The following is a 22463-nucleotide window of genomic DNA, read 5'->3' on the forward strand; positions in this document are numbered from 1 at the left end:
TCCGGCATACCGGATGTTCAGTGGGAATCAACGATGCTTGTCTATTGGCTGGATATTATTGGCACAGCTGTCTTCGCGATCTCCGGCGTTCTGCTGGCGGGGAAATTGCGTATGGACCCATTCGGCGTGCTGGTGTTAGGCGTGGTGACGGCGGTGGGCGGCGGTACCATCCGCGATATGGCGCTGGCGAATGGCCCGGTATTCTGGGTCAAAGATCCCACCGATCTGGTGGTGGCGATGGTCACCAGCATGCTGACCATCCTGCTGGTCCGCCAGCCGCGCCGGCTGCCGAAATGGATCCTGCCCGTTCTTGATGCCGTCGGTCTGGCGGTGTTTGTCGGCATCGGGGTGAATAAAGCGTTTCTCGCCGGCAGCGGCCCGCTGGTCGCGGTGTGCATGGGCGTGGTGACCGGCGTTGGCGGCGGGATAATCCGCGACGTGCTGGCGCGCGAAATTCCTATGATTCTGCGCACCGAGATCTACGCCACCGCCTGTATTGTGGGCGGCATTGTCCACGCCACCGCGCACGACACCTTTCATCTCCCGCTGGAGAATTCGGCGATGATGGGGATGGTGGTGACCCTGGTGATTCGTCTGGCGGCGATCCGCTGGCACCTGAAGCTGCCGACGTTTGCGCTGGACGATAACGGACGGTCATAAAAGCAAAACGGTAACCTGAGGTTACCGTTTTTAACGTTGGCGCCCTCTCGCAGAAGGGGAAGACGCCCGGTCGCACTCGCTTTACACGCTGAACGAGGATCCGCAGCCGCAGGTGCTTTTCGCGTTCGGGTTGGTCACGATAAAGCGCGAACCTTCCAGCCCTTCGGTATAGTCGACAGAGCCGCCGACCAGATACTGCAGGCTCATTGGGTCAACCACCAGGCCGACACCCTGTTTCTCAATGGTCATATCCCCTTCGTTCACCTGATCGTCGAAGGTGAAGCCATACTGGAAACCGCTGCAACCGCCGCCGGTAATATACACGCGCAGTTTCAGGTTCGGATTATCTTCATCCGCAATCAGGTGTTTTACTTTATTGGCTGCGGCTTCGGTAAACTCCAGCGGCAACGCTACGTCATCACTCATTTTTTGCTCCCATTGATACTTCCGGCCGGTTAAAGAATAACCGGGCCTTTTGAGCCATTATCTAATACCCTGGTAAATCGTTCAAGTATTCTCCCGGGGCGCCTGCTGCGCTTTTGCCGCCTGCTCGGCCTCCTGCTTCGCCAGAGTACGTTGCAGAATGGTCGAATACAAAGGCTTACCGCCGAGGAATTGCGCCAGTAGTGTTGCGCCAAGGCAGGTAATAATCATTGGCAAAATGAGCTGATAGTTATCGGTCATCTCCAGCACCAGCACAATCCCGGTCAGCGGCGCGCGCACCGAGGCGGCGAGCAGCGCGCCCATGCCGGCGATAGCGAAGGTGCCGGCATCGAGATGGTAGGACGGAAACAGCGGGATAGCCGCCATGCCGAACGCCGTGCCCAGCAGCGTGCCGAGCGCCAGCATCGGGGCGAAGATGCCCCCCGGCGCGCCGGAGGAGAAGCAGATCAGCGTGGTCACCACGCGGGCAATAAAGATAAACAGCAGCAAACCGACGGAGAAGTTACCGGCGGCGGCGATGGGGATCAGGTTAAAGCCACCGCCCACCGCGGAGGGCTGCATCAGCCCCAGCAGACCGCAAAGCCCGCCGATGATCCCGCCCATTAACACCCATTTTTTGATGTTGCCGCCGTGAATGCGCTGGAACAGATCCTGGGTGCGCAGCACCAGAAAATTAAACAGCGGGCCGAAGCAGCCAAACAGCATCCCCAGCACCAGGTACAGCCACAGAGTGTTCACCGGGGCATTGCTCAGCTTGCCCACCTCTATAATTGCCGCCTCGCCGTTAAAAATGCGAAACACAATGCTCGACATGATCACGCCGGTAAATACCGCTTTAATGGAGATCAGGTTGTAGCGGAACTGCGGGCGCATCTCTTCGATGATAAACAGGATACCAGCCAGCGGCGCGTTAAAAGCCGCTGAGAGACCCGATGCCGCGCCGGTCGCCAGCAGCGTGTGCCGCGCTTCCGGACTGCGCATGCGGAAAATATCCAACACCATGCGCCCAATGTTGCCGCCAAGCTGCACCATCGGCCCTTCGCGTCCCAGCACCATTCCGGCGCCCAGGGTCCCCATGCCGCCGATGAATTTAACCGGCAGCACGCGCCACCAGCGCACCGGCCGCAGCTCCTCCAGCGCCCCTTCGATCTCAGGGATCCCCGATCCGCCAGCCTCCGGCGCAAAGCGGCGCACGAGGAAATAGCCGACCATCGCCAGCAGCGCCGACAAGATAAACGCCAGCGGCCAGACCAGATACCAGTGGTCCGCTACCTGCGCCAGCGCGCCGATCCGCTGGTTCTGCACCCAGTACACGCTCTTTTCAAACGCCACGCCCACCAGCCCGGCCAGCGTGCCGACCACCGCCGCCATAAACAGCACCGCCAGCGGCGTTTTATCGCGCTGAATTAAGCGGCGCACCGCATCGCCGCGACGCACCCGCACGAACTGATGTGCTTCAAAAGAGGGAGTTTCTGCTTTCATGCCGTTATCAATTATTGGTAATACAAATGAAGAGAGAGGCATTTTAGCCGCCCCGGCGCGCTGCGTCGTCAAAAAAATGCCCTTGCGGCACATTGTTTCAATTGGGCAAAACTTTCATAACCATCCTGGAATAACTTAGAATAGCCGATAAAACATTTTTCACGAACCAGGACCCTGGCCATGAGCAAATCTGAAAATCTGTACCATGCTGCGCGCGAACTGATCCCCGGCGGCGTTAACTCGCCGGTGCGCGCCTTTACCGGCGTCGGCGGCACCCCGCTGTTTATCGAACGCGCGGATGGCGCTTACCTCTATGACGTGGATGGAAAGGCCTATATCGATTATGTCGGCTCGTGGGGTCCGATGGTGCTGGGCCACAACCATCCGGCGATCCGCAACGCGGTGATCGAGGCGGCGTCACGCGGCCTGAGCTTTGGCGCGCCGACCGAAATGGAAGTGAAAATGGCGGCGCTGGTGACCGAGCTGGTACCGACCATGGATATGGTGCGGATGGTGAACTCCGGTACCGAAGCCACCATGAGCGCGATTCGCCTGGCGCGCGGCTTCACCGGCCGCGACAAGATCATCAAGTTCGAAGGCTGCTACCACGGCCATGCCGACTGCCTGCTGGTGAAAGCCGGTTCCGGCGCGCTGACCCTCGGCCAGCCGAACTCGCCGGGCGTGCCGGCTGATTTCGCCAAACACACCCTGACCTGCACCTATAACGACCTCGCCTCGGTGCGCGCGGCGTTCGAGCAATATCCACAGGATATCGCCTGCATCATCGTCGAGCCGGTCGCCGGTAATATGAACTGCATTCCGCCGCAGCCGGAGTTCCTGCCGGGCCTGCGCGCGCTGTGCGACGAATTTGGCGCCCTGCTGATCATCGACGAAGTGATGACCGGCTTCCGCGTGGCGCTGGCGGGCGCGCAGGCTTATTACGGCGTGGAGCCGGATCTGACCTGTCTCGGGAAAATCATCGGCGGCGGGATGCCGGTAGGCGCTTTCGGCGGCCGTCGCGAGGTGATGGACGCTCTGGCGCCCACCGGCCCGGTTTATCAGGCCGGTACCCTCTCCGGTAACCCGATCGCCATGGCCGCCGGCTTCGCCTGCTTAAGCGAAGTGGCGCAGCCGGGCGTACATGAAACCCTCACCGAGCTGACCAACCAGCTGGCGCAAGGTCTGCTTGATGCGGCGCGTGACGCCGGGATCCCGCTGGTGGTCAATAACGTCGGCGGCATGTTCGGCATCTTCTTTACCGATGCCGAAACTGTCACCTGCTATCAGGATGTGGTGAAGTGCGATGTCGAACGCTTCAAGCGCTTCTTCCATCTGATGCTGGAGGAAGGCGTGTACCTGGCGCCGTCAGCATTTGAGGCTGGCTTTATGTCCGTGGCCCACAGCGAAGAAGATATCGACAATACCATCGACGCCGCGCGTCGGGTGTTTGCCAAACTGTAAGCTCCCTGCATGCCGGGTGGCGCTCCGCTTACCCGGCCTGCCAAACCCGCAATGGCACGGACCGTAGGTCGGGTAAGGCGTTAGCCGCTACCCGACAAAAAAACGGCACCGTGCGGTAGCCCGGATAAAGCGCAACGCGCCGCTATCCGGGATCTTTCGCGCTAACGCCACGCGTTAGCGGCTCTGCTTTCTCAGCAAATAGATAAAGTACGGCGCGCCGATAAAGGTCGACAGCAGCCCCGCCGGGATCTGGTACGGGAACATGATCATCCGTCCGCACCAGTCTGCGAAGACCAGCAGCAGCCCGCCAGTCAGTCCGGAGATCACCATATGCGGCAGCGTGCGCCGGAAGCCCATCATGCGCGCAATATGCGGCGCCATCAGCCCGACGAAGCTCAGCGGGCCGATGGTCAGCGTCGCCGCCGCCGTCAGGCAGGCCGCCAGCAGCAGCAGAACAATCCGCGATGAGGTCAGCGCCATGCCCACCGCTCGCGCCGCCTCCCCGCCCAGCGGCAGGATGGTCAGCCAACGGCGACAGAGCGGCGCCAGCGCCAGCAGGAGCAGCATCACCGCGCCGCTGCGGACCACCCTCTCCGGCGTCGCGCTGTAGGTCGACCCTGAGATCCACGTCAGGATCTGCGCCATGCGCGGATCGCCGCTGGCCTGCAGCATCATCAGCAGCATGGTGAAGGCGGTACTGAGCGCCATCCCCGCCAGCAGCATCCGATGCGGCGAAAAGCCGCCGCGCCCGGCGGCCAGCATAATGATCAGCAAGGTGCCGGCCGCGCCAAGGCTCCCGGCCGGCAGCAGCCAGCCAAAGGCGTCGCCAGGGACGAAGAACAGCATCAGCACCACGCCAAAGGCGGCGCCGGAGCTGATGCCCAGCACTTCCGGACTGGCCATCGGGTTGCCGGTCAGGCGCTGGATAATACAGCCGGCGACCGCCAGCATCACCCCGGCGAACAGCGCCGACAGCACTCGCGGCCAGCGCCAGGGCAGCAGTTGCTCCAGCAGATCGCCGTGAGCCCACAGCCAACCGTGGGCATCGCGACCAAAGGCCAGCGCCACGCTCACCGCCAGCAGCAGCAACGCGACGCCCCCGAGAACAAACCCTTGCACGTGATAGCGCTCAGGCTGCACGTTATCGCCGCCGTTCATCACCGGGGCGCTGATGCTGCGCAGCCGCGGCAGCAGCCACAGCAGCAGCGGCGCGCCAATCAGGGCGGTGACCGAGCCGGTGGAGACTTCCCGCCATACCCTGCTCAGCCAGAGGATCACCTGATCTGAAAGCCACAGGAGCAGCGCGCCGATCAGCGCCGCCAGCAGCAGCCGGGCCAGCAGTCGACGGGCGCCGAGCATTTTCGCCAGCAGCGGCGCGAACAGGCCGATAAAGCCGATAATCCCGACCGCGTTGACCAGCAGCGCGCTCATCACGATCGCCAGCGTCAGGGCGCCGAGGCGCGCCAGAGACAACGCCAGCCCAAGGTTGCGCGCCACTCCGTCATCGAGCCCCATCAGGGTCAGCGGACGCAGCAGCAGCAGCGTGAGTACTGCGCCGCCCAGCAGCTGCGGCCACAGGCGCTGCGCCACGCTCCAGTCGGTTTGCGTCAGCGTCCCGGTGCTCCACAGGAACATACTCTGCAGCTGGTCGTGATGGAAAATCACCATCAGCTGGTTAAGCGCCCCGCAGTAGAGGCTGACCACCAGGCCCGCCAGGATCAGCGTTACCGGCGACAGGCGCTTGCCCCAGGAGACGCCAAACACCAGCGCTCCCACCAGACAGGCTCCGGCCAGCGCGGCAAACTGCGACGCCAGCACGCCGGGGATGGCCCACAGCGTAGTGACTGTGATCCCCAGTTGCGCGCCGGTGGCGACGCCAAGGGTGGTTGGCTCCGCCAGCGGATTGCGCAGCACCTGCTGGAACAGTACGCCGACCAGTCCCAGCCCGGCCCCCACCAGCAGTGAAACGGCCACCCGCGGCAGCAGGCTGTAATGAAACAGCATCTGGGCAATCCGATCGCTATCCGGCTGCCACAGCGCCTGCCGCCATTGCGCATAGGGCAAGGCGACATTGAGATTGACGATGCTCAACGCGAAGGCGGCAACCAGCAGCCCGGCCAGCAGGATAATGGCTAACGGTGAAATACGCCTATTCATGCCGGATTCCCCTGGGCCTCGGCCAGCACGCGGGCAAAATGCATCGCCGACAGCGTCGCGCCATAGAACCACACCGCCGGAACGCGCTGGAAGCGCCCCGCGCGCACGAACGGCATCGCCTGCCACAGCGGGGTCGCCAGCAGTTGGGTCATCTCCCGCTCGTTACCATGATCGAAACAGATCACATCGGCCTCGTTAAACGCCGCCAGCCGGTCGATGCCAACGCTGACGCTGCCCCAGAACGCCGCTTCGCCGCGCCAGGCGTTTTTGATGCCAAAGCGATCGAGCACTTCCTGGAACAGGCAGTTTTCGCCAAAAACCAGTACATGGCGCGGATCGAGCAGGGAGATCATCAACAGCGGACGGTCGCCGCGCCCGGCAAAACGCGGCTTCAGGCTCGCCATCAGCGCCTCAAACTCCGCCAGGTGGCGCTGAGCCTGTTGTGTTTTGCCCAGCAGGTCAGCCATCTCCAGCAGCGAGCGCTGAGCCATCGCCAGCGGACGTTTGCCATCGCTGAAGGTAAATCCGCGGCCGGGGGCGATACGCGCCAGCTTCTCCGGCGACGGGCCGTAGCCTGCCGACCAGACGATAAATGACGGTTTCATCTGCGTCAGCAGTTCAAGATTGGGTTCGGTACGCAAACCGACATCGATCACCGAGTCGGGCAGCGCGGGTTCGTTCACCCACAGGCGATAGTTGGGGATATCGGCCACGCCGTAAGGCGTGACGCCCAGCGCCAGCAGCAGCTCCGCCGGCAGCCACTCCAGGGCGACCACGCGCTGCGGGTCAACGTTCGCCGCCTGCGCGCCGCGCATCTGCCACAGCAGCGGCGAGAGCGCCATCGCGGTCAGCAGGCGGCGTCGGGTTATCTGAGTCGGGGTCATCATCAATAGACAAAGCTTACCGGCGCCGCGCCGGCCGGGTGCGGCAGGATCCCCATCGGGATGCCGTAGATTTGTTCCAGGGTGTCGCTGCGCATCAGTTCCGCCGGCGTCCCCTGGGCGATCATTTCTCCGCCGCGCAGGGCCACCAGATAGTCGCAGTAGCGGGCCGCCATATTAATGTCGTGCAGGACGGCGATCACCGTCAGGCCGCGCTGCTGGCTGAGACGATGCACCAGCGCGAGGACATCAACCTGATGGGCGATATCCAGCGCCGAGGTCGGTTCATCGAGCAGCAGACAGCGGCTATCCTGCGCCACCAGCATGGCGATCCACGCCCGCTGGCGTTCGCCGCCGGAGAGGCTGTCCACCAGGCGATGGGCGAGCGGCTTCAGCCCCACCAGCGCAATCGCCTCTTCCACTTTCTCGCGGTCCGCCGCGCCAAAGCGACCCAGCGCGCCGTGCCACGGGTAGCGGCCGATGGCCACCAGCTCACGCACCGTCATACCTTCGGCCGGCGGCAGCTGCTGCGGCAGATAGGCCACTTTGCGGGCAAAGGCTTTGCTGCCCCAGCTCTCCAGCGGCTGCCCGTCCAGCAGCACATCGCCTGCGGAAGGCGGCTGATGACGGCCAAGCATTTTCAGTAACGTCGACTTGCCGGAGCCATTATGACCGATCAGGCCTGTGACTTTTCCAGCCGGGAAGGTGAGCGAGAGCGGATGGAGCAACGTGCGGCCAGGCACACGGAAAGTGACGCGATCCAACGCGAAGGTGGTTTCTGCGTGCGGAGTCTGTTCCTGCATAGCGATAACCTGATAAAGGGCGCGGCGAACCGCGCCCGTAGGTGGTTAGAAACGGAAGGTGGCGGTGGCGACGACCTGACGTCCGGCCCCCCAGTAGCAAGCGTATTCGCTGTAGCAACTGGAGACATATTCGCGGTCGAACAGGTTGTTGACGTTGACGCCAACCGACGATCCCGGCAGGCCAAAGCGCGCCAGATCGTATTTCACCGTCGCATCCATCAGCGCATAACCGGCCACACTAAAGGAATCATTTTTCTTACCGGTGCTGGTGTCATTTTTGTAGTAGCTGACCGTTGAACCGATATAGCGCGCCCCGGCCCCAATCGTCAGACCGCTGAGCGCGGTTTCGTGGAAGGTATAATCCGCCCACAGGGAGGCCATATTACGCGGCACTTCCGCCGGACGTTTGCCGTTAAACACCGTATCGTGAGTGTATTCCGCATCGGTATAGCTGTAGGCTGCGGTCAGGTTGATATTGGCGTTAACTGCCGCTTTCGCCTCCAGCTCAAGGCCGCGGGAGCGGATCTCGCCGGTCTGGATGCTGAACGCCTGGTTAGCCGGATCCGCCGTCAGGTTCTTGTCTTTGGTCAGCTGATAGACCGCCGCGGTGACCACCACCGGCATATCTTTCGGCACATATTTCACGCCGGCTTCATACTGCTTACCGCGCGACGGATCGAACGGCTTGCCGCTGCTGCTGGAGCCCGATACCGGTTCAAACGATTCGCTGTAGCTGAAGTACGGAGAGATACCGTTATCGAACAGGTAGTTGATGCCGCCGCGCCAGCTGAACTGCTGGTCGTGGTTCTCCGCCAGGCTGTTGGTGGCGCGGGTTAACGTTGAGGTGGTGGCGTAGTCGTAACGACCGCCCAGGGTCATGACCCACTTATCCCACTCCATCTGATCCTGCGCGTACAGGCCGGTCTGTTCCATCCGGTTGAGCACCGCGTACGGGAAGGTAACCTGAATATTCGGGTTGCCGTACTGCGGATTATTCATGCTGATAGGATCCGCCGTCCCGTAGTCGGCATCCACATCATTACGCATCCGCGAGTAGTCCACGCCGGTCAGCAGCGTATGGCTGACCGCGCCGGTGGCGAAATCAGACTGCAGCTGGGTATCGACGGTAAAGGTGTTCAGGTGCTCGTCGGAGCGCACATAGGCGCGATTCATGTAGCCCGGCGCGACATAGCCATTGCCGTACACCGAGCGATACAGGGTATCGACCTCGGCATAGCGCAGGTTCTGCCGCACGGTAAAGGTATCATCGAACTGATGGGAGAAGCTGTAGCCCACCATCTTCTGGCGGCGGGAGATTTTATTATCCGCCTCGCCTTCATTGAAATCGGTTGGCAGCTTGTGCGCCTTACCATTGGCGTCGTAATACGGCACCACGGTGCCTTCACGCGGCAGCCAGCCGTAGTAGCCCGCATCCGGGTCATTCTGGAAGTTGCTCAGGAATGTGAAGTCGGTTTTATCGTCCGGACGCCAGCTAAAGGAGGGCGCCACCGCGTAGCGGGTCGATTTCGCCATCTGCTGCTGGGCATCCTGGCTGCGGCCCAGGCCGGTCAGGCGGTAAGACCAGACGCCGGCATCATCAATGGCGTCGCTGAAGTCAAACCCGGTCTGCCACAGATTGTCGGTGCCCATCTTAAACTGCACTTCTTTCAGCGGCTCGGTGGTCGGGCGTTTGCTGACCATGCTGACGATACCGCCCGGGTTGCTGTTGCCGTACAGCACCGAAGTTGGCCCGCGCATCACTTCCACGCGCTCCAGGAAGTAAGGATCCATGGAGACTTCAGAGTAGTTATTCCCCTGCAGCTTCATGCCGTCCAGATACTGGTTGGTGTTGACGGTCGTCGAGGTGGTGAAGCCGCGAATGGTGACCACGTCATAAGTGGTCGAACTGCCGCGGGTGGAGAAGACGCTTGGCGTATAGGAGAGCGCCTCTTTTACCGTCGTCGGCTGGCGCATCTCCATCTCCTGGCGCGTCACCACCGACACAGACTGCGGCGTTTTTTCAATCGGGGTATCGGTTTTCGTCGCCGTGGCGGAGCGTTTCGCCGCGATGGTCGGCGCCGGTCCCCAGGCGCTTTCCTGGGCGGCCGGAGCGGCAACGACGGTGATGGTTTCTTCTTGCTTCGGTTGTTCTGCTGCCTGTGCGTAGACAGACATGCCGCTAACCGCCGTGGCTACTACAGCTGCGACTTTACGCAGCGAGTGGTTTGGCTGAGCAGTTTTTGGACGCGCCATGGGTATATCTCTGATGAAAGTGAATGATAACGTAAACGAGAATTATTATTATGACGGGCGATATAATAGGCGAAACGTCGAAGGCAAGGCAAGCGATATGCCTGTCGCTGCGGGTCGAGGGCTGAATTAATAACCAGATAGTTATTATGGAGTTAAAGAGCCGTTAACTTTTTTACAGACGTAAAAAAACCCCTTAATACTTTCGTCTTAAGGGGTCTGGTCTTATGGCGTAGATCAGTTACTGCCGAACATATCCTTGATCCAGCCCGCGACGCCGTCGCTCTTCTCCTGCTGCTTCGGCGGCTGTTGCTGCGGTTGCTGTTGCTGCTGAGGCTGCTGCTGCCCGGACTGATTGAACGGGTTGTTCGCTTCCTGCTGCTGCAACTGCTGCTGCTGCATCATCTCGCCCTGGCGGCACAGCGCATCCGGCTGCGTCGTCCACACCGGCAGCGAACGCATCCCGCCGCTGCAGACGAAGTTGCCGTTGCTGTCCACGCCCATGTCGACCACATCTTCCGGCGGCGTCAGCACCAGCGGCGTTGGCGTCTGGTTCGCCAGATAACGCTGATAAATCGACATCGCACCGCTGGCACCGTACAGTTTGGTTGGCTGGTTATTGTCGCGACCCACCCAGGTGATGGTCACCTGGCTACCGTCGATCCCGGCAAACCAGGTATCGACGTTATTGTTGGTGGTCCCGGTTTTCCCCGCCAGATGGAGGCCCGGATACTTCGCCCCCAGCTGACGCCCCGTCCCGCGCTGCACTACCTGCTGCATGGTCCACAGCGTCATGTAGGCCGCCTGGGCAGGCACCGCGCGCTCCGCCTGCGGGTAGCTCTGATACAGCACCGTGCCATCTTCCGCAATCACTGACCGCAGGGCGGAGAGTGGTGCACGGTTGCCGCCGCTGGCGATAGTCTGGAAGGCCTGGGCCACTTCAATCGGCGTCAGGTTCAGCGCGCCAAGCAGCATCGCCGGCACGGCGTTGAGCTGATTCTTCGGCGCCCCCAGTTTGGTCCAGGTATCGACCACCGCCGGCAAGCCCAGCGCCATCCCGAGGTTAACCGTCGGCACGTTCATCGAACGAGTCAGGGCATCTACCAGCATCACCTGGCCGCTGAAGCGACGATCGTCGTTCTGCGGCGACCAGGTCTGGCCATTGGACAGGCGAATGGTCACTGGCGCATCGGCGATCCACGTATTCAGGCGATACTGATTCGGCTGGCTCAGCGCGGTCAGATAGGTCGCCGGCTTGGCCAGAGAACCAATCGACCGGCGGGCCTGCATCGCGCGGTTGTAGCCGGCGAACTGCGGCTCCGCGCCGCCGACCATCGCCCGCACTTCACCGGTAAAGCGGTCCACCACCACCATGGCAGTTTCCAGATCTGCCAGCTTGCGCTGTTTCTTCAGTACCGGGATCCCTTCAGTAGCCGCTTTTTCCGCGGCATCCTGCGCCACCGAGTCGAAGGTAGTGAAGATCTTCACGCCGGAGAGATCTTTTACTTTATCGCCCAGCTTCGCCTGCAGCTCCTGACGCACCATCTGCATGAACGCCGGCTGTGGTGAAATGACCCCGCCGCGCGGCTGCACGCCCAGCGGACGCGCGCTCAGCATGTCGTACAGCTCCTGGTCGATGACCTGCTGCTGCTGCAGCAGACGCAGCACCAGATTGCGTCGCTCAAGGGCCAGCTTCGGGTTGCGCCACGGGTTATACACCGAGGCCCCTTTCACCATCCCCACCAGCAGCGCCTGCTGGTCGAGGCTCAGCTCTTCCACCGGACGGCCAAAGTAGTACAGGCTGGCCAGCGGGAAGCCGCGAATTTCGTTATCGCCGCTCTGACCGAGGTACACCTCGTTCATGTACAGCTCAAGGATGCGATCCTTGCTGTAGCGGGCGTCGACGATCAGCGCCATGTACGCTTCGTTGGCTTTACGCCAGTAGGAGCGCTCGCTGGAGAGGAACAGGTTTTTCACCAACTGCTGGGTCAGGGTACTTGCCCCTTGCACCGTCCGGCCTGCCGTCAGGTTCGCCAGCACCGCACGGCCGATGGAATAGAGGCTGATGCCATCGTGCTCGTAGAAGTGGCGGTCTTCGGTCGCCAACAGTGTATCCACCAGCAGGTCAGGGAAGCCGCTGCGCTTCACGAACAGACGCTGCTCGCCGTTCGGCGACTGCAGCATGGTAATAAGCCGCGGATCGAGGCGGAAGAAACCGAACTGGCGGTTGTTATCCATATTCTCGATGGTTTCCAGATGGTCGCCGTCGAAGGTCAGACGCGCGCGCACCTGCCCTTCTTTACTGTCCGGGAAATCGAACGGACGGCGGATCATCTCGATGCTGTTGGCCTGCACCGTATATTCGCCGGGACGCGTCATCGCGCTAACCTGACGATACTGGGTGGCGTTCAGCAGACGCACCATCTCGTTTTTGCTGATCTGCATGTCCGGCTCAAGGTTCACCATCCGTCCATAGACCGCAGCCGGCAGCTCCCAAACTTTACCGTCGATGCGGCTGCGGATTTTCTGGTCGAGGTAGACGCCATAGGCGGCAATCAGCACCGCGAAGACAATCCCCAGCTTGACCAGCAGCCACAGCCAGCTGCGCTTACGACGAGGCTTGCCACCTTTGCCTTTGGCTTTTCTCGGCACCGGTTTCTCATCCTCATAATCATCGTCATCATACTCGTCGTCGTAGTCCTCTTCCCGGACCCGGCGACGGGTGACTTTCTGTTTTGTCGGACGTGAGGGTCTTCCCTTACGTCCGATAGGCTCGCGGTCATCTCCCGCCATGCTTTTTCTCCGCAACGTTCAGGCGCAAAGGCCTGATTCTCAATACTTCCTCCGTTCAGAGGAAGAAGAAATCTCTCAAATTAACGTTCAGGCTGCTCATCCTCAGGACGACAACCTGCTGGCGGGCAGAACGCGCCGCCCACCTTTCAAAGGGTTGCTTTGCTTCGCTTCACATGATACTAACAATATAAATTCACCATAAAATCAATGTGTTAAACGCATCACTGGCAGAATAAGTCAGAACATAGCACGTAATGTTCAGGGCATACAGGATAGCACTAAAATGCGACATTCTTAACCAGCATTTTACCTCGTGCTTACGTAACAAGATGGGAAAGAGTATGTTTTTTAATAACATAAAAAATGACGCTCGCCCTGATGCCAAATGCGGCGGCATCGCCTCAGACTGAAAATATATTTCCTGGACGACAGCATTTATTATTGAGAGAAGTAAAGGGGATGAATCGAGTTTCTGCCAATAAAAATGAGAGGCTGTTAACATTTATGTAGAATAATATTTTATGATGACACCAGGGAAATATTTGTTAAACTAGCGGCCAGTGATTCATTATTTTGATTACTCTACTATGCGCATTCCACTTATATTCCCGCTTTGCGTGGTGGCCTTACTCTCTGGCTGCCAACAGAAACCCGCCTCAACGCTCAGTCCGGCCATCAGTAGCCAGGCGCAGCTCGAGCAGCTCTCGTCCGTGGCGGCAGGAACGCGCTATCTCAAGAATAAATGTAATCGTAGCGATCTGCCCGCCGATGAAACTATTTATCGGGCGGTGGTGAATGTAGGCAAAGCGCGCGGATGGGGAAATATTGACCCGGCAACGTTAAGTCAAAATAGCGACCGGCTTTACCAACAGCTTTTACAGGACAGCACCCCGGAAGCCACACAGTGCAGTCAATTTAATCGCCAGCTTGCTCCCTTTATTGCCAGCCTACGCGGCGACTAAGCAAAATATCTTCAACGCGCATTGAATTGCGCTTGCTCCTTATTCGCCTTTCGGCTCCTCGTCAATTTTCCCGCCGGGCCAGTCCTCCAGCGCCGCGAGGGTAAAGGTCGTGCCATTGAAGCTAAAGATCGTCACATCCTGCTGGATCTGCTCCACCACCAGATTGGGCAGCGGGGAATCGCCCTCGGTCCACGCTTTGCCGTTTAACACAATGCTGCGCTTTTCCGCTAACGAGGCGTAGACATGGGCGCTGTAGCGCAGAGGCGGCAGCGTATCGCTGTCCACCACCGGCGCGGCGGGCGCGCTGGCTTTTGCCGCCGGCGGCGGCGTCTTTGGCGCGGCCTCTCCGGCAGCGGTTAACGGCAGAAGCGCCGCATGCGCCACCGGCAAGGGCAGCGTTTGCGGCGGTGCCGGGTGACGCCACTGCTCGCCGCCAAACCAGCCGAGCGCGATAAATAATCCGGCGTATAGCGGGATAATCCAGCCAGGGATCTGCACCATCCGGCCGCGGACCACCGGCGCGTCCGCCAGTGTGGTGGGCGGCTGATGCGCCACCAGCGGGGGGATCCCTCTTTCACTGTCATCACGAACAATCACAACGGTCTCCTGTTCCCTCACGATAACGAGAAGGCGCCCTTACGGGCGCCCCACGTCACCTTATTTACTGCTCACCGGCAGGCCGGCGCCCTGCGATTCGCCCTGCGGCAATTCGAGGACGGCAACCGACCAGGCCGGCAGCGTGACCGAGCCGTCAGCGGCAACCTGCACGCCGCTGGCCAGCGACCGGTCGCCCGCCGCCTGCTGAATAGCGCTCAGCTGGAGCGATGTGCCGGCGAAATCCTGCAGCGTCCGGCTTTCCGGGGCAGCGTTGATCGCCACCACGATGCCGTCGACGCGGCTGTCCAGGCTGGCGCCAGCCTGGATCCCGTCATCGATGGTCATCACCAGCAGACCAGTCTGCTGATCGGCGCCGGTATTGCGGAAGTCCACGCGCTGCATCACCGTCGCGCCGTCGCCGAGGGTAAACAGCGGCGACGATTTACGCAGCGCGGTCAGCTCCTGATAAAACGCGGTCATCTGCTTGAGCTCGGCTTCGCCCGGGGTGGCCACCCAGTCCTTCACGCGGGCGATGATGTCATAGTTGCTGCCATCATCGCTGCTGCGCGGCATACCGACGTTGTAGTTGTTGTCCTGCAGGGAGTAGTCCACGCGGTTAAACCAGTCGCCGGAATCATACGAGTCGCGGGTAAAGGATTTAGAGCGCAGCAGCTCTGAGCCCTGCTGGTCAAAGGCGATCCCCTGGCCGAGCATCACCGTCGCCAGCGACACCGCCTGCATCCGGACGCGGGTATCGAGATCTGCCTCCTGAGCGGCTTTATAGCTGATCATGTCCCACAGCGTCTGGTTATCGTGTTTTGACACATAGTTCACGACTTCCGTCGGATCAGCCGCGTAGCCGCCTGGCGCGCCGTTATAGTCAATCTCGCTGCCTCTCTTCACCGCGCCGTCTTTGTCGATCAGCACGAAGTCCGCAAGGTTACCGGCCATGCCGAGACGGGTCAGATCGGCGAGGTGACGCGCCTGATCGTCGGTCAGGGTGGTCAGCTCATTCGGCAGAACGCCGGCCCCGCTGCCCACGCCCTGGTTCTGGCGCAATGCATCACCGGAGTCGAACGGCCCGCCGCCGCGCACGGCGTCGCGCAGACGATCGGAGAACGTGCCGATCCCGGTGCCTTTGAGATTGATTTGCGAGGCAATTTCAAAGCGATCGCTCTGGTTGGAATCCCAGCCTTCGCCAAAGAAGTAGATATCCGGGTTCAGCGCTTTAATGCGTTCCCAGGCCGAGAGGATCTGCGCTTTCGGGTGGTAGCCCATCAGGTCGAAGCGGAAGCCATCGATCTTATAATCGGTGGTCCATACCGCCAGTGAATCGGCGATAAGCTTGGCGAACATCCGGTGCTCTGGCGCCGAGTCGGAGCAACAGGTAGCCGATTCCACGCTGCCGGTAGTTTCGTTCAGACGCTGATAGTACCAGGGGACGATCTTATCCAGTACCGAAGTGCGGTCGGTCGGGCCTGCGGCGTTGGTGTGGTTGTACACCACGTCCATAATGACGTTCATTCCCAGATCCTGCTTGATCGCCTGAATCATGGTGCGGAACTCTTTAATGCGCGCCGTGCCTTCTGGATCGGTGGCGTAGGATCCTTCCGGTACCGTGTAGTGGAACGGATCGTAGCCCCAGTTATAGGAGTCGGTCTGCGCCACCAGCGTATTCAACGCCTGCACCTGCGGGTTATCCTTGCTGTCGTTCTGCTTCAGCTGAGTCAGCACCTCTTCAACCGTCGAACCGCTGTCGCAATAGCCCGCGAACTCGCTGCTCTTCACCGCGCTGTTGACCTCGCACAGGCGACTGAACGGCTGCTGAATATCAGCGACTTTGTCGCTGAACTCATTGACCGTCGCCAGATCGAAGACCGGCAGCAGCTCAATATGGGTCACGCCCGAGGCCGACAGCTGTTTCAGATGCTGGACCATATTGCTCTCCTGGGCGGTGAGCGCCAGATACTTACCGCGCAGCTCCGCAGGAACGGTTTGATCCCAGGCGGAGAGATCGCGAATATGCGATTCGTGGATCGTCATTTTCGCCAGGTCGGCTTTGGTTTTCTGCGCGTGCGGCATCGTCAGCCCGTCCCAGCCTTCCGGCTTCAGCGCGCTGTCGTTCAGATCGACCACCTGGCTGTACTCCGAGTTGGTCGACAAACTATGGGCGTAGGGATCGGTCACTTCGTACTGCTCGACTTTACGCGACTGCGGGTGGTAGACCGTCATCGCGTAGCGGTAGAACGCGCCTTTCAGGTCGCTCCCTCCCTGCCAGGACCAGGCGCCGGAGGCGCTGTCGCGGGTCATCGGGTGACTGGCTATCACTTTCTTGTCCGCGCTATAGATCACCAGCTCGGCCTGCTGCGCCGTGGGCGCCCAGACGCGGAAGGTCACGCCGCTATCGGTTAGCTGGGCGCCATAGCTCAGCGCCTCGGCGGCGGCGGCATAGGTATCGTCCAGTACGCCGGCGGTCTGCACCTGGGTGGCGGAGCTCAGGATCCCGTCGCTTTCGGCGGATATCGCCACCGTCTCGCCCTGCAGCAATTCATCGACGTTGACGTCATCCGGCAGCTTAAAGGCAGGATAGCTAGCGAGATGCGGGAAGCGCATGCTCACCTGCTGGCTGACGGTGGTGGGGGTCAGCTTGACATATTTATCGGTAAATTCGCCGTTACTGTCGGCTGCCACCTTACTGCTGTGGCTGTAATAGAGGCGCACAATGGGTTTATTTTCCCCGCCCGGCCACAGCAGAGTGGTCTTATCGACCCAGTGCGCATCGGCCAGCGCCACGCCAAAGGCGGCGCGGAAGGCGTCGGTGCGGGAGTCATAGACCGCGCTGTTGCCGGCGATGACCGATACCGTCCGATCGGTGAAATCGCTGAAAGAGACGCGCAGGTCGCTGTCGATAAGCTTATTGGTGCCATCGCGGACGATAACGTTGATACATCCGCTCTCTTTGGTCAACGGGATCACCCAGTAAGGGCCATATTTGTCGCTGCCGGTCGGCGTGGTGCTGACATCATTCCAGTCCGCCACCGGCGCGCTCAGCGCATCGCAGGTTTCGTTATTCCACAGATAGAGGTTTTTGCTGGCATAGTCGGCCGGCGTGCTGCTGGTGATGCCGGCGATATCGACGAGATGAATGACAGCCTGGTTGGCAGAGGCCTGTACCGCTTCGCCAGGGACGGCAACGTCCGGTAAACGGACGACGACATCCTGCGGGTCGGGCGTGCCGGGATTACCTGGGTCGCCAGGTGAGCCAGAGGAAGAGGAGGAAGAGCTGTTATCACAGCCACTCAATAATACTAACGATCCAATAAATAGGGCATGACAGGTATATCTGAGCATTCGATAGTCCCTAATATGCTTATTAAATTATAAAAGGTAAGAAAGGATGATTATCTTTACAGCGCGCTAATTAGATATTTTTGCTTTCCCAGGCGCAATCATCCCCCACAAATGAGAGGGGGGCGTAGGAAGCCGGGGGAGTAAATGAATAAAGGGAATGACGACCGCAAACCGCAAACTGATTATGATTCGCCACGCTTATCGCCACTCTCCGGCAATAATTCATTCAAAAACCAATAATCACCTACCTGTTTCGGTAGGGTATTACGCCAGCGTGCAGAAAAATAAATTAGCAAAGGAATTAAAATGCCAGTTTCTGTGATGGGGTTAACAAATATAAATAAAGGGATAATTAAATTATTACCCCAAATTGTGACGCTCATCATATTAATAACCGCCATTCCGCAGCTGGCGAAATTAACCTGGCGGGTGGTATTCCCTGTCAGTTCTGAGGATATTTCCGCCCTGCCGTTAACCGCGCCTCCGGCAGCGGAACCGGAATTAAAAAACGTACGGCCCGCATTTACCCTGTTTGGCCTGGCGGCTAAAACCCCCCCCGCGCCAGCGGCGGCCACCAGCCTCAATCAGGTGCCGGTTTCCAGCCTGAAGCTACGCCTGGCCGGGCTGCTCGCCAGCAGCAACCCGGCGCGATCCATCGCGATTATTGAAAAGGGAAATCAGCAGGTTAGCCTTAGCGTCGGCGATACCACCCCGGGGTACGATGCGCAGATCGCTGCCATCCTGCCAGACCGGATCATCGTCAACTATCAGGGGCGCCAGGAGGCCATTTTATTATTTAACGATACCCGCGCGCCGTCGTCATCGCCCGCCGCCGCGCCCCGTCCGCCCCTGATGAAGCGACTCCGCGAGCAGCCGCAAAATATCCTCATGTATTTAACGATTTCGCCGGTACTCAGCGGCGACAAACTGCAGGGCTATCGACTTAATCCTGGCAAAGACCCCTCGCTGTTTCGCCAGGCCGGCCTACAGGCAAATGATTTGGCGATTGCCTTAAATGGCATCGATTTACGCGATCAGGAACAAGCGCAACAGGCGCTGCAGAATTTGGCCGACATGACCGAAATAACGCTAACCGTTGAGCGGGAAGGCCAACGACACGATATTGTTTTCGCCCTGGGGGATGAATAATTGCCAACCATGAAACGCCTGCGAAAAATGCTGCCTGCGCTGCTGATATTAACCCCGCTGCTATTTTCCCCGGCCGCCGCGGAGGAATTTTCCGCCAGTTTTAAAGGCACCGATATCCAGGAATTTATCAATACCGTCAGCAAAAACCTGAATAAAACGGTGATTATCGATCCCAGCGTACGCGGTACTATCACCGTGCGCAGTTACGATATGCTCAATGAAGAGCAATATTATCAATTCTTCCTCAGCGTGCTGGATGTATACGGCTTCGCCGTGATTAATATGAATAACGGCGTGCTGAAGGTGGTCCGCGCTAAAGATGCCAAGACCTCGGCCGTTCCGGTCGCCAGCGAGGCCGCGCCGGGCGAAGGCGATGAGGTCGTCACCCGGGTGGTGCCCCTGACCAACGTCGCCGCCCGCGATCTCGCGCCGCTGCTCCGCCAGCTGAACGATAACGCTGGCGCCGGCAGCGTGGTCCATTATGAACCCTCCAACGTCCTGCTGATGACCGGCCGCGCGGCGGTGATCAAACGCCTGCTGACTATTGTCGAACGCGTCGACAACGCCGGGGATCGCAGCGTGGTGACCGTGCCTCTCTCCTGGGCCTCCGCCGCGGAGGTGGTCAAACTGGTTACCGAACTCAACAAAGACACCAGCAAATCGGCGCTGCCGGGATCGATGGTGGCGAACGTGGTGGCCGATGAGCGTACCAACTCGGTGCTGGTGAGCGGCGAGCCAAACTCGCGCCAACGCATTATCGCCATGATCAAACAGCTCGACCGCCAGCAGGCGGTGCAGGGCAACACCAAAGTGATCTACCTGAAGTACGCCAAAGCCGCCGATCTGGTGGAGGTCCTGACCGGGATCAGCAGCTCGTTGCAGAACGATAAGCAAAGCGCCAAACCGGTGGCCGCGATCGATAAAAATATCATTATCAAAGCCCACGGCCAGACCAACGCCCTGATCGTCACCGCCGCGCCGGACGTGATGAACGATCTGGAGCGAGTGATCGCCCAGCTGGATATCCGCCGCCCTCAGGTGCTGGTGGAGGCGATTATCGCCGAAGTGCAGGATGCCGACGGCCTCAATCTCGGTATCCAGTGGGCCAATAAAAACGCCGGCATGACCCAGTTCACCAACAGCGGTTTGCCGATATCCAGCGTCATCGCCGGCGCCAACCAGTACAACAAAGACGGCACCATCAGCAGCTCGCTGGCCAGCGCCCTCGGCTCGTTTAACGGTATCGCCGCCGGTTTCTATCAGGGGAACTGGGCGATGCTGCTGACCGCCCTCTCCAGCAGTACCAAGAACGATATTCTGGCCACCCCCAGCATCGTCACCCTCGACAATATGCAAGCCACCTTCAACGTCGGCCAGGAAGTCCCGGTGTTAACCGGCTCGCAAACCACCTCCGGCGACAACATCTTTAATACCGTCGAGCGCAAAACCGTGGGCATTAAGCTGAAGGTGAAGCCGCAGATTAACGAAGGCGATGCCGTGCTGCTGGAGATTGAGCAGGAAGTATCGAGCGTCGCCGATTCGGCCTCCAGCACCAGCAGCGATCTCGGAGCGACCTTTAATACCCGGACGGTGAATAACGCCGTGCTGGTCGGCAGCGGCGAAACGGTGGTGGTTGGCGGGCTGCTGGATAAAAGCGTCACCGATACCGCCGACAAAGTGCCGCTGCTCGGCGACATCCCGGTGATCGGCGCGCTGTTCCGCTCCGACAGCAAGAAAGTGTCGAAGCGCAACCTAATGCTGTTTATCCGCCCGACCATTATTCGCGACCGCGATGAGTACCGCCAGGCCTCTTCCGGCCAGTACACCGCCTTCAACGATGCGCAAACCAAACAGCGGGGCAAAGAGAGCAGCGAAGCATCGCTCAGCAACGATCTGTTGCACATCTACCCGCAGCAGGAGACCCAGGCCTTCCGCCAGGTCAGCGCCGCCATTGACGCTTTTAACCTCGGAGGCCGCCTATGACGCCAGCCGCCGAACGCCGTCCGCTGCTGCCCTTCGCCTGGGCCCGGGCGCACCATCTGGTGCTGCTCAGCGACGGCGAACGCTGCGAAGCGCTGTGCCGCGCGGACACCGCCGCCCGGGCGCTGTTGGAAGCGCGCCGCCTGGCGGACGGGCCGATGAGCGTCAGCCGTCTGGCGCCGGACGCGTTCGAGAAAGCGCTGGTGCTCAGCTATCAGCGCGACTCGGCGGAAGCGCACCGGATGATGGCCGACATCGGCAATGAGCTTGACCTCTATACCCTCGCCGAAGAGCTGCCGGATACCGACGATCTGCTCGACAGCGAGGACGATGCACCGATTATCCGTCTGATCAACGCCATGCTCACCGAGGCTATCAAAGAGAAAGCCTCCGATATCCATATCGAAACCTATGAGCGCCATCTGCAGATCCGCTTTCGCGTCGACGGCGTGCTGCGGGAAATTCTCCGCCCGCAGCGGCGGCTGGCCGCGCTGTTAATTTCGCGTATCAAGGTGATGGCGAGCCTGGACATTGCGGAAAAACGGGTTCCCCAGGATGGCCGTATGGCGCTGCGCATCGGCGGGCGGGCGATAGACGTGCGCGTCTCCACCCTGCCCTCCAGCCATGGGGAACGCGTGGTGCTGCGCCTGCTGGACAAAAACAGCGTCAACCTGGATCTGCTGACGCTGGGCATGCCCCCCGCCCTGCTCGACCAGGTCGACGCGCTGATCGCCCGGCCACACGGCATCATTCTGGTCACCGGGCCGACCGGATCCGGGAAAAGCACGACGCTCTACGCCGCCCTCAGCCGCCTCGACGCCCGGGAGCGCAACATCATGACCATTGAAGATCCGGTGGAATATGAGCTGGAGGGCATCGGCCAGACCCAGGTCAACGCCAAAGTCGAGATGACCTTCGCCCGCGGCCTGCGCGCCATCCTGCGCCAGGATCCGGACGTGGTGCTGGTGGGCGAAATCCGCGATGGCGAAACCGCGCAGATCGCCGTTCAGGCCTCGCTCACCGGCCACCTGGTGCTGTCGACTCTGCACACCAACAGCGCGCTGGGCGCTATTTCCCGCCTGCAGGATATGGGCGTGGAGCCTTTTTTACTCTCCACGTCGCTGCTGGCAGTGATGTCGCAGCGGCTGGTGCGCCAACTGTGCCCGCACTGTCGTCAGCCCTGGCTGGCGGATGCTGACGCCGCCCGGCAGATGGCGGTCCCGACCGGCACGCCGCTGTGGCGGCCAAAAGGCTGCGCCCGGTGTAATTTCACCGGCTATCGCGGACGCACCGGCATTCACGAGCTGCTGCCGATCGACGACCGCGTCCGCGCCGCCATCCACCGCGGCGAAAATGAGATCACCCTGATCCAGCAGCTGGGGCCGGCCTGGCAGACCCTGCGCCATGCCGGGCGCGATAAAGCGCTGGCGGGGATCACCAGCTGGGAGGAGGTGATGCGGGTCACCGAACAGCAAACGGCGGATAGCGTCTGA

At 60.5% G+C, this 22463-nt stretch carries 16 protein-coding genes; 7 read left to right on the top strand and 9 right to left on the bottom strand.

The features are described 5' to 3' along the window. The first annotated feature begins 33 nt into the window (after positions 1-33). A complete protein-coding gene (locus KHQ24_RS09950; protein WP_004204437.1) occupies positions 34-660 on the top strand; it encodes a TRIC cation channel family protein in 627 nt (208 codons plus the stop codon). A gap of 81 nt (positions 661-741) precedes the next feature. Here the strand turns inward: KHQ24_RS09950 and erpA are convergent, their stop codons facing one another. Further along, positions 742-1086 carry an iron-sulfur cluster insertion protein ErpA gene (erpA, locus tag KHQ24_RS09955; RefSeq protein ID WP_002889275.1) on the bottom strand — a complete coding sequence of 115 codons (345 nt, stop codon included), beginning with the start codon at positions 1084-1086 and terminating at the stop codon, positions 742-744. An 81-nt stretch (positions 1087-1167) separates the two neighbouring features. Then, the gene (gene clcA / locus KHQ24_RS09960; RefSeq protein WP_211777255.1) at positions 1168-2586 is read right to left on the bottom strand and encodes a H(+)/Cl(-) exchange transporter ClcA; all 1419 of its coding nucleotides are present in this window, start codon (positions 2584-2586) and stop codon (positions 1168-1170) included. Between the two features lie 180 nt (positions 2587-2766). On the opposite strand from clcA, the gene hemL reads away from it, so the two are divergent. Continuing rightward, positions 2767-4047: a glutamate-1-semialdehyde 2,1-aminomutase gene (gene hemL / locus KHQ24_RS09965; protein WP_017900647.1), complete on the top strand. Its 1281-nt coding sequence runs from the start codon at positions 2767-2769 to the stop codon at positions 4045-4047. A 174-nt stretch (positions 4048-4221) separates the two neighbouring features. On the opposite strand, the gene fhuB is transcribed toward hemL, so the two are convergent. From fhuB to mrcB, 5 genes are all read right to left on the bottom strand, one after another. Further along, entirely contained in the window at positions 4222-6204 is a 1983-nt protein-coding gene (gene fhuB, locus KHQ24_RS09970; protein WP_004204433.1) for a Fe(3+)-hydroxamate ABC transporter permease FhuB, read from the bottom strand. After that, positions 6201-7091, bottom strand: coding sequence for a Fe(3+)-hydroxamate ABC transporter substrate-binding protein FhuD (gene fhuD / locus KHQ24_RS09975; protein WP_065878620.1), 891 nt, complete (start codon positions 7089-7091; stop codon positions 6201-6203). Before fhuD ends, fhuB begins: the two co-directional genes overlap by 4 nt. Next, the gene (gene fhuC / locus KHQ24_RS09980; RefSeq protein WP_004204431.1) at positions 7091-7888 is read right to left on the bottom strand and encodes a Fe3+-hydroxamate ABC transporter ATP-binding protein FhuC; all 798 of its coding nucleotides are present in this window, start codon (positions 7886-7888) and stop codon (positions 7091-7093) included. The genes fhuD and fhuC overlap by 1 nt, the downstream gene beginning before the upstream one ends. Before the next feature lie 45 nt (positions 7889-7933). Beyond that, positions 7934-10141 carry a ferrichrome porin FhuA gene (gene fhuA / locus KHQ24_RS09985; RefSeq protein WP_004204430.1) on the bottom strand — a complete coding sequence of 736 codons (2208 nt, stop codon included), beginning with the start codon at positions 10139-10141 and terminating at the stop codon, positions 7934-7936. A gap of 234 nt (positions 10142-10375) precedes the next feature. After that, positions 10376-12931, bottom strand: a complete 2556-nt coding sequence (gene mrcB, locus KHQ24_RS09990) for a bifunctional glycosyl transferase/transpeptidase (RefSeq protein WP_023319766.1) — start codon at positions 12929-12931, stop codon at positions 10376-10378. Between the two features lie 587 nt (positions 12932-13518). Between mrcB and gspS the strand changes: the two genes are divergently transcribed. Beyond that, positions 13519-13893 carry a type II secretion system pilot lipoprotein GspS gene (gene gspS / locus KHQ24_RS09995; RefSeq protein WP_023319765.1) on the top strand — a complete coding sequence of 125 codons (375 nt, stop codon included), beginning with the start codon at positions 13519-13521 and terminating at the stop codon, positions 13891-13893. A 39-nt stretch (positions 13894-13932) separates the two neighbouring features. On the opposite strand, the gene gspB is transcribed toward gspS, so the two are convergent. Continuing rightward, entirely contained in the window at positions 13933-14490 is a 558-nt protein-coding gene (gene gspB, locus KHQ24_RS10000) for a type II secretion system assembly factor GspB (RefSeq protein WP_004204426.1), read from the bottom strand. A 60-nt stretch (positions 14491-14550) separates the two neighbouring features. Beyond that, entirely contained in the window at positions 14551-17841 is a 3291-nt protein-coding gene (pulA, locus tag KHQ24_RS10005; RefSeq protein WP_151629168.1) for a pullulanase-type alpha-1,6-glucosidase, read from the bottom strand. Positions 17842-18025: 184 nt separating this feature from the next. Between pulA and KHQ24_RS10010 the strand changes: the two genes are divergently transcribed. The 4 genes from KHQ24_RS10010 to gspE are packed head-to-tail and all read left to right on the top strand — an operon-like array spanning position 18026 to position 22463. Then, positions 18026-18163 carry a hypothetical protein gene (locus KHQ24_RS10010; protein ID WP_192796526.1) on the top strand — a complete coding sequence of 46 codons (138 nt, stop codon included), beginning with the start codon at positions 18026-18028 and terminating at the stop codon, positions 18161-18163. Next, positions 18148-18990: a type II secretion system protein GspC gene (gene gspC, locus KHQ24_RS10015; RefSeq protein ID WP_151629166.1), complete on the top strand. Its 843-nt coding sequence runs from the start codon at positions 18148-18150 to the stop codon at positions 18988-18990. Before KHQ24_RS10010 ends, gspC begins: the two co-directional genes overlap by 16 nt. A gap of 9 nt (positions 18991-18999) precedes the next feature. Next, the gene (gene pulD, locus KHQ24_RS10020; RefSeq protein ID WP_004204420.1) at positions 19000-20973 is read left to right on the top strand and encodes a GspD family T2SS secretin variant PulD; all 1974 of its coding nucleotides are present in this window, start codon (positions 19000-19002) and stop codon (positions 20971-20973) included. Next, positions 20970-22463 carry a type II secretion system ATPase GspE gene (gene gspE, locus KHQ24_RS10025; protein WP_109938369.1) on the top strand — a complete coding sequence of 498 codons (1494 nt, stop codon included), beginning with the start codon at positions 20970-20972 and terminating at the stop codon, positions 22461-22463. Before pulD ends, gspE begins: the two co-directional genes overlap by 4 nt.

The sequence above is a fragment of the Klebsiella sp. 54 genome (genome assembly GCF_018223875.1).
Taxonomy (GTDB): domain Bacteria; phylum Pseudomonadota; class Gammaproteobacteria; order Enterobacterales; family Enterobacteriaceae; genus Klebsiella; species Klebsiella quasipneumoniae.

Excerpts from the sequence above, each read along its gene's own strand:
- KHQ24_RS09950 (WP_004204437.1), top strand. The coding sequence starts at position 34 with ATGCTTGTCTATTGGCTGGATATTATTGGCACAGCTGTCTTCGCGATC.
- erpA (WP_002889275.1), bottom strand. The coding sequence starts at position 1,086 with ATGAGTGATGACGTAGCGTTGCCGCTGGAGTTTACCGAAGCCGCAGCC.
- clcA (WP_211777255.1), bottom strand. The coding sequence starts at position 2,586 with ATGAAAGCAGAAACTCCCTCTTTTGAAGCACATCAGTTCGTGCGGGTG.
- hemL (WP_017900647.1), top strand. The coding sequence starts at position 2,767 with ATGAGCAAATCTGAAAATCTGTACCATGCTGCGCGCGAACTGATCCCC.
- fhuB (WP_004204433.1), bottom strand. The coding sequence starts at position 6,204 with ATGAATAGGCGTATTTCACCGTTAGCCATTATCCTGCTGGCCGGGCTG.
- fhuD (WP_065878620.1), bottom strand. The coding sequence starts at position 7,091 with ATGATGACCCCGACTCAGATAACCCGACGCCGCCTGCTGACCGCGATG.
- fhuC (WP_004204431.1), bottom strand. The coding sequence starts at position 7,888 with ATGCAGGAACAGACTCCGCACGCAGAAACCACCTTCGCGTTGGATCGC.
- fhuA (WP_004204430.1), bottom strand. The coding sequence starts at position 10,141 with ATGGCGCGTCCAAAAACTGCTCAGCCAAACCACTCGCTGCGTAAAGTC.
- mrcB (WP_023319766.1), bottom strand. The coding sequence starts at position 12,931 with ATGGCGGGAGATGACCGCGAGCCTATCGGACGTAAGGGAAGACCCTCA.
- gspS (WP_023319765.1), top strand. The coding sequence starts at position 13,519 with ATGCGCATTCCACTTATATTCCCGCTTTGCGTGGTGGCCTTACTCTCT.
- pulA (WP_151629168.1), bottom strand. The coding sequence starts at position 17,841 with ATGCTCAGATATACCTGTCATGCCCTATTTATTGGATCGTTAGTATTA.
- KHQ24_RS10010 (WP_192796526.1), top strand. The coding sequence starts at position 18,026 with ATGATTCGCCACGCTTATCGCCACTCTCCGGCAATAATTCATTCAAAA.
- gspC (WP_151629166.1), top strand. The coding sequence starts at position 18,148 with ATGCCAGTTTCTGTGATGGGGTTAACAAATATAAATAAAGGGATAATT.
- pulD (WP_004204420.1), top strand. The coding sequence starts at position 19,000 with ATGAAACGCCTGCGAAAAATGCTGCCTGCGCTGCTGATATTAACCCCG.
- gspE (WP_109938369.1), top strand. The coding sequence starts at position 20,970 with ATGACGCCAGCCGCCGAACGCCGTCCGCTGCTGCCCTTCGCCTGGGCC.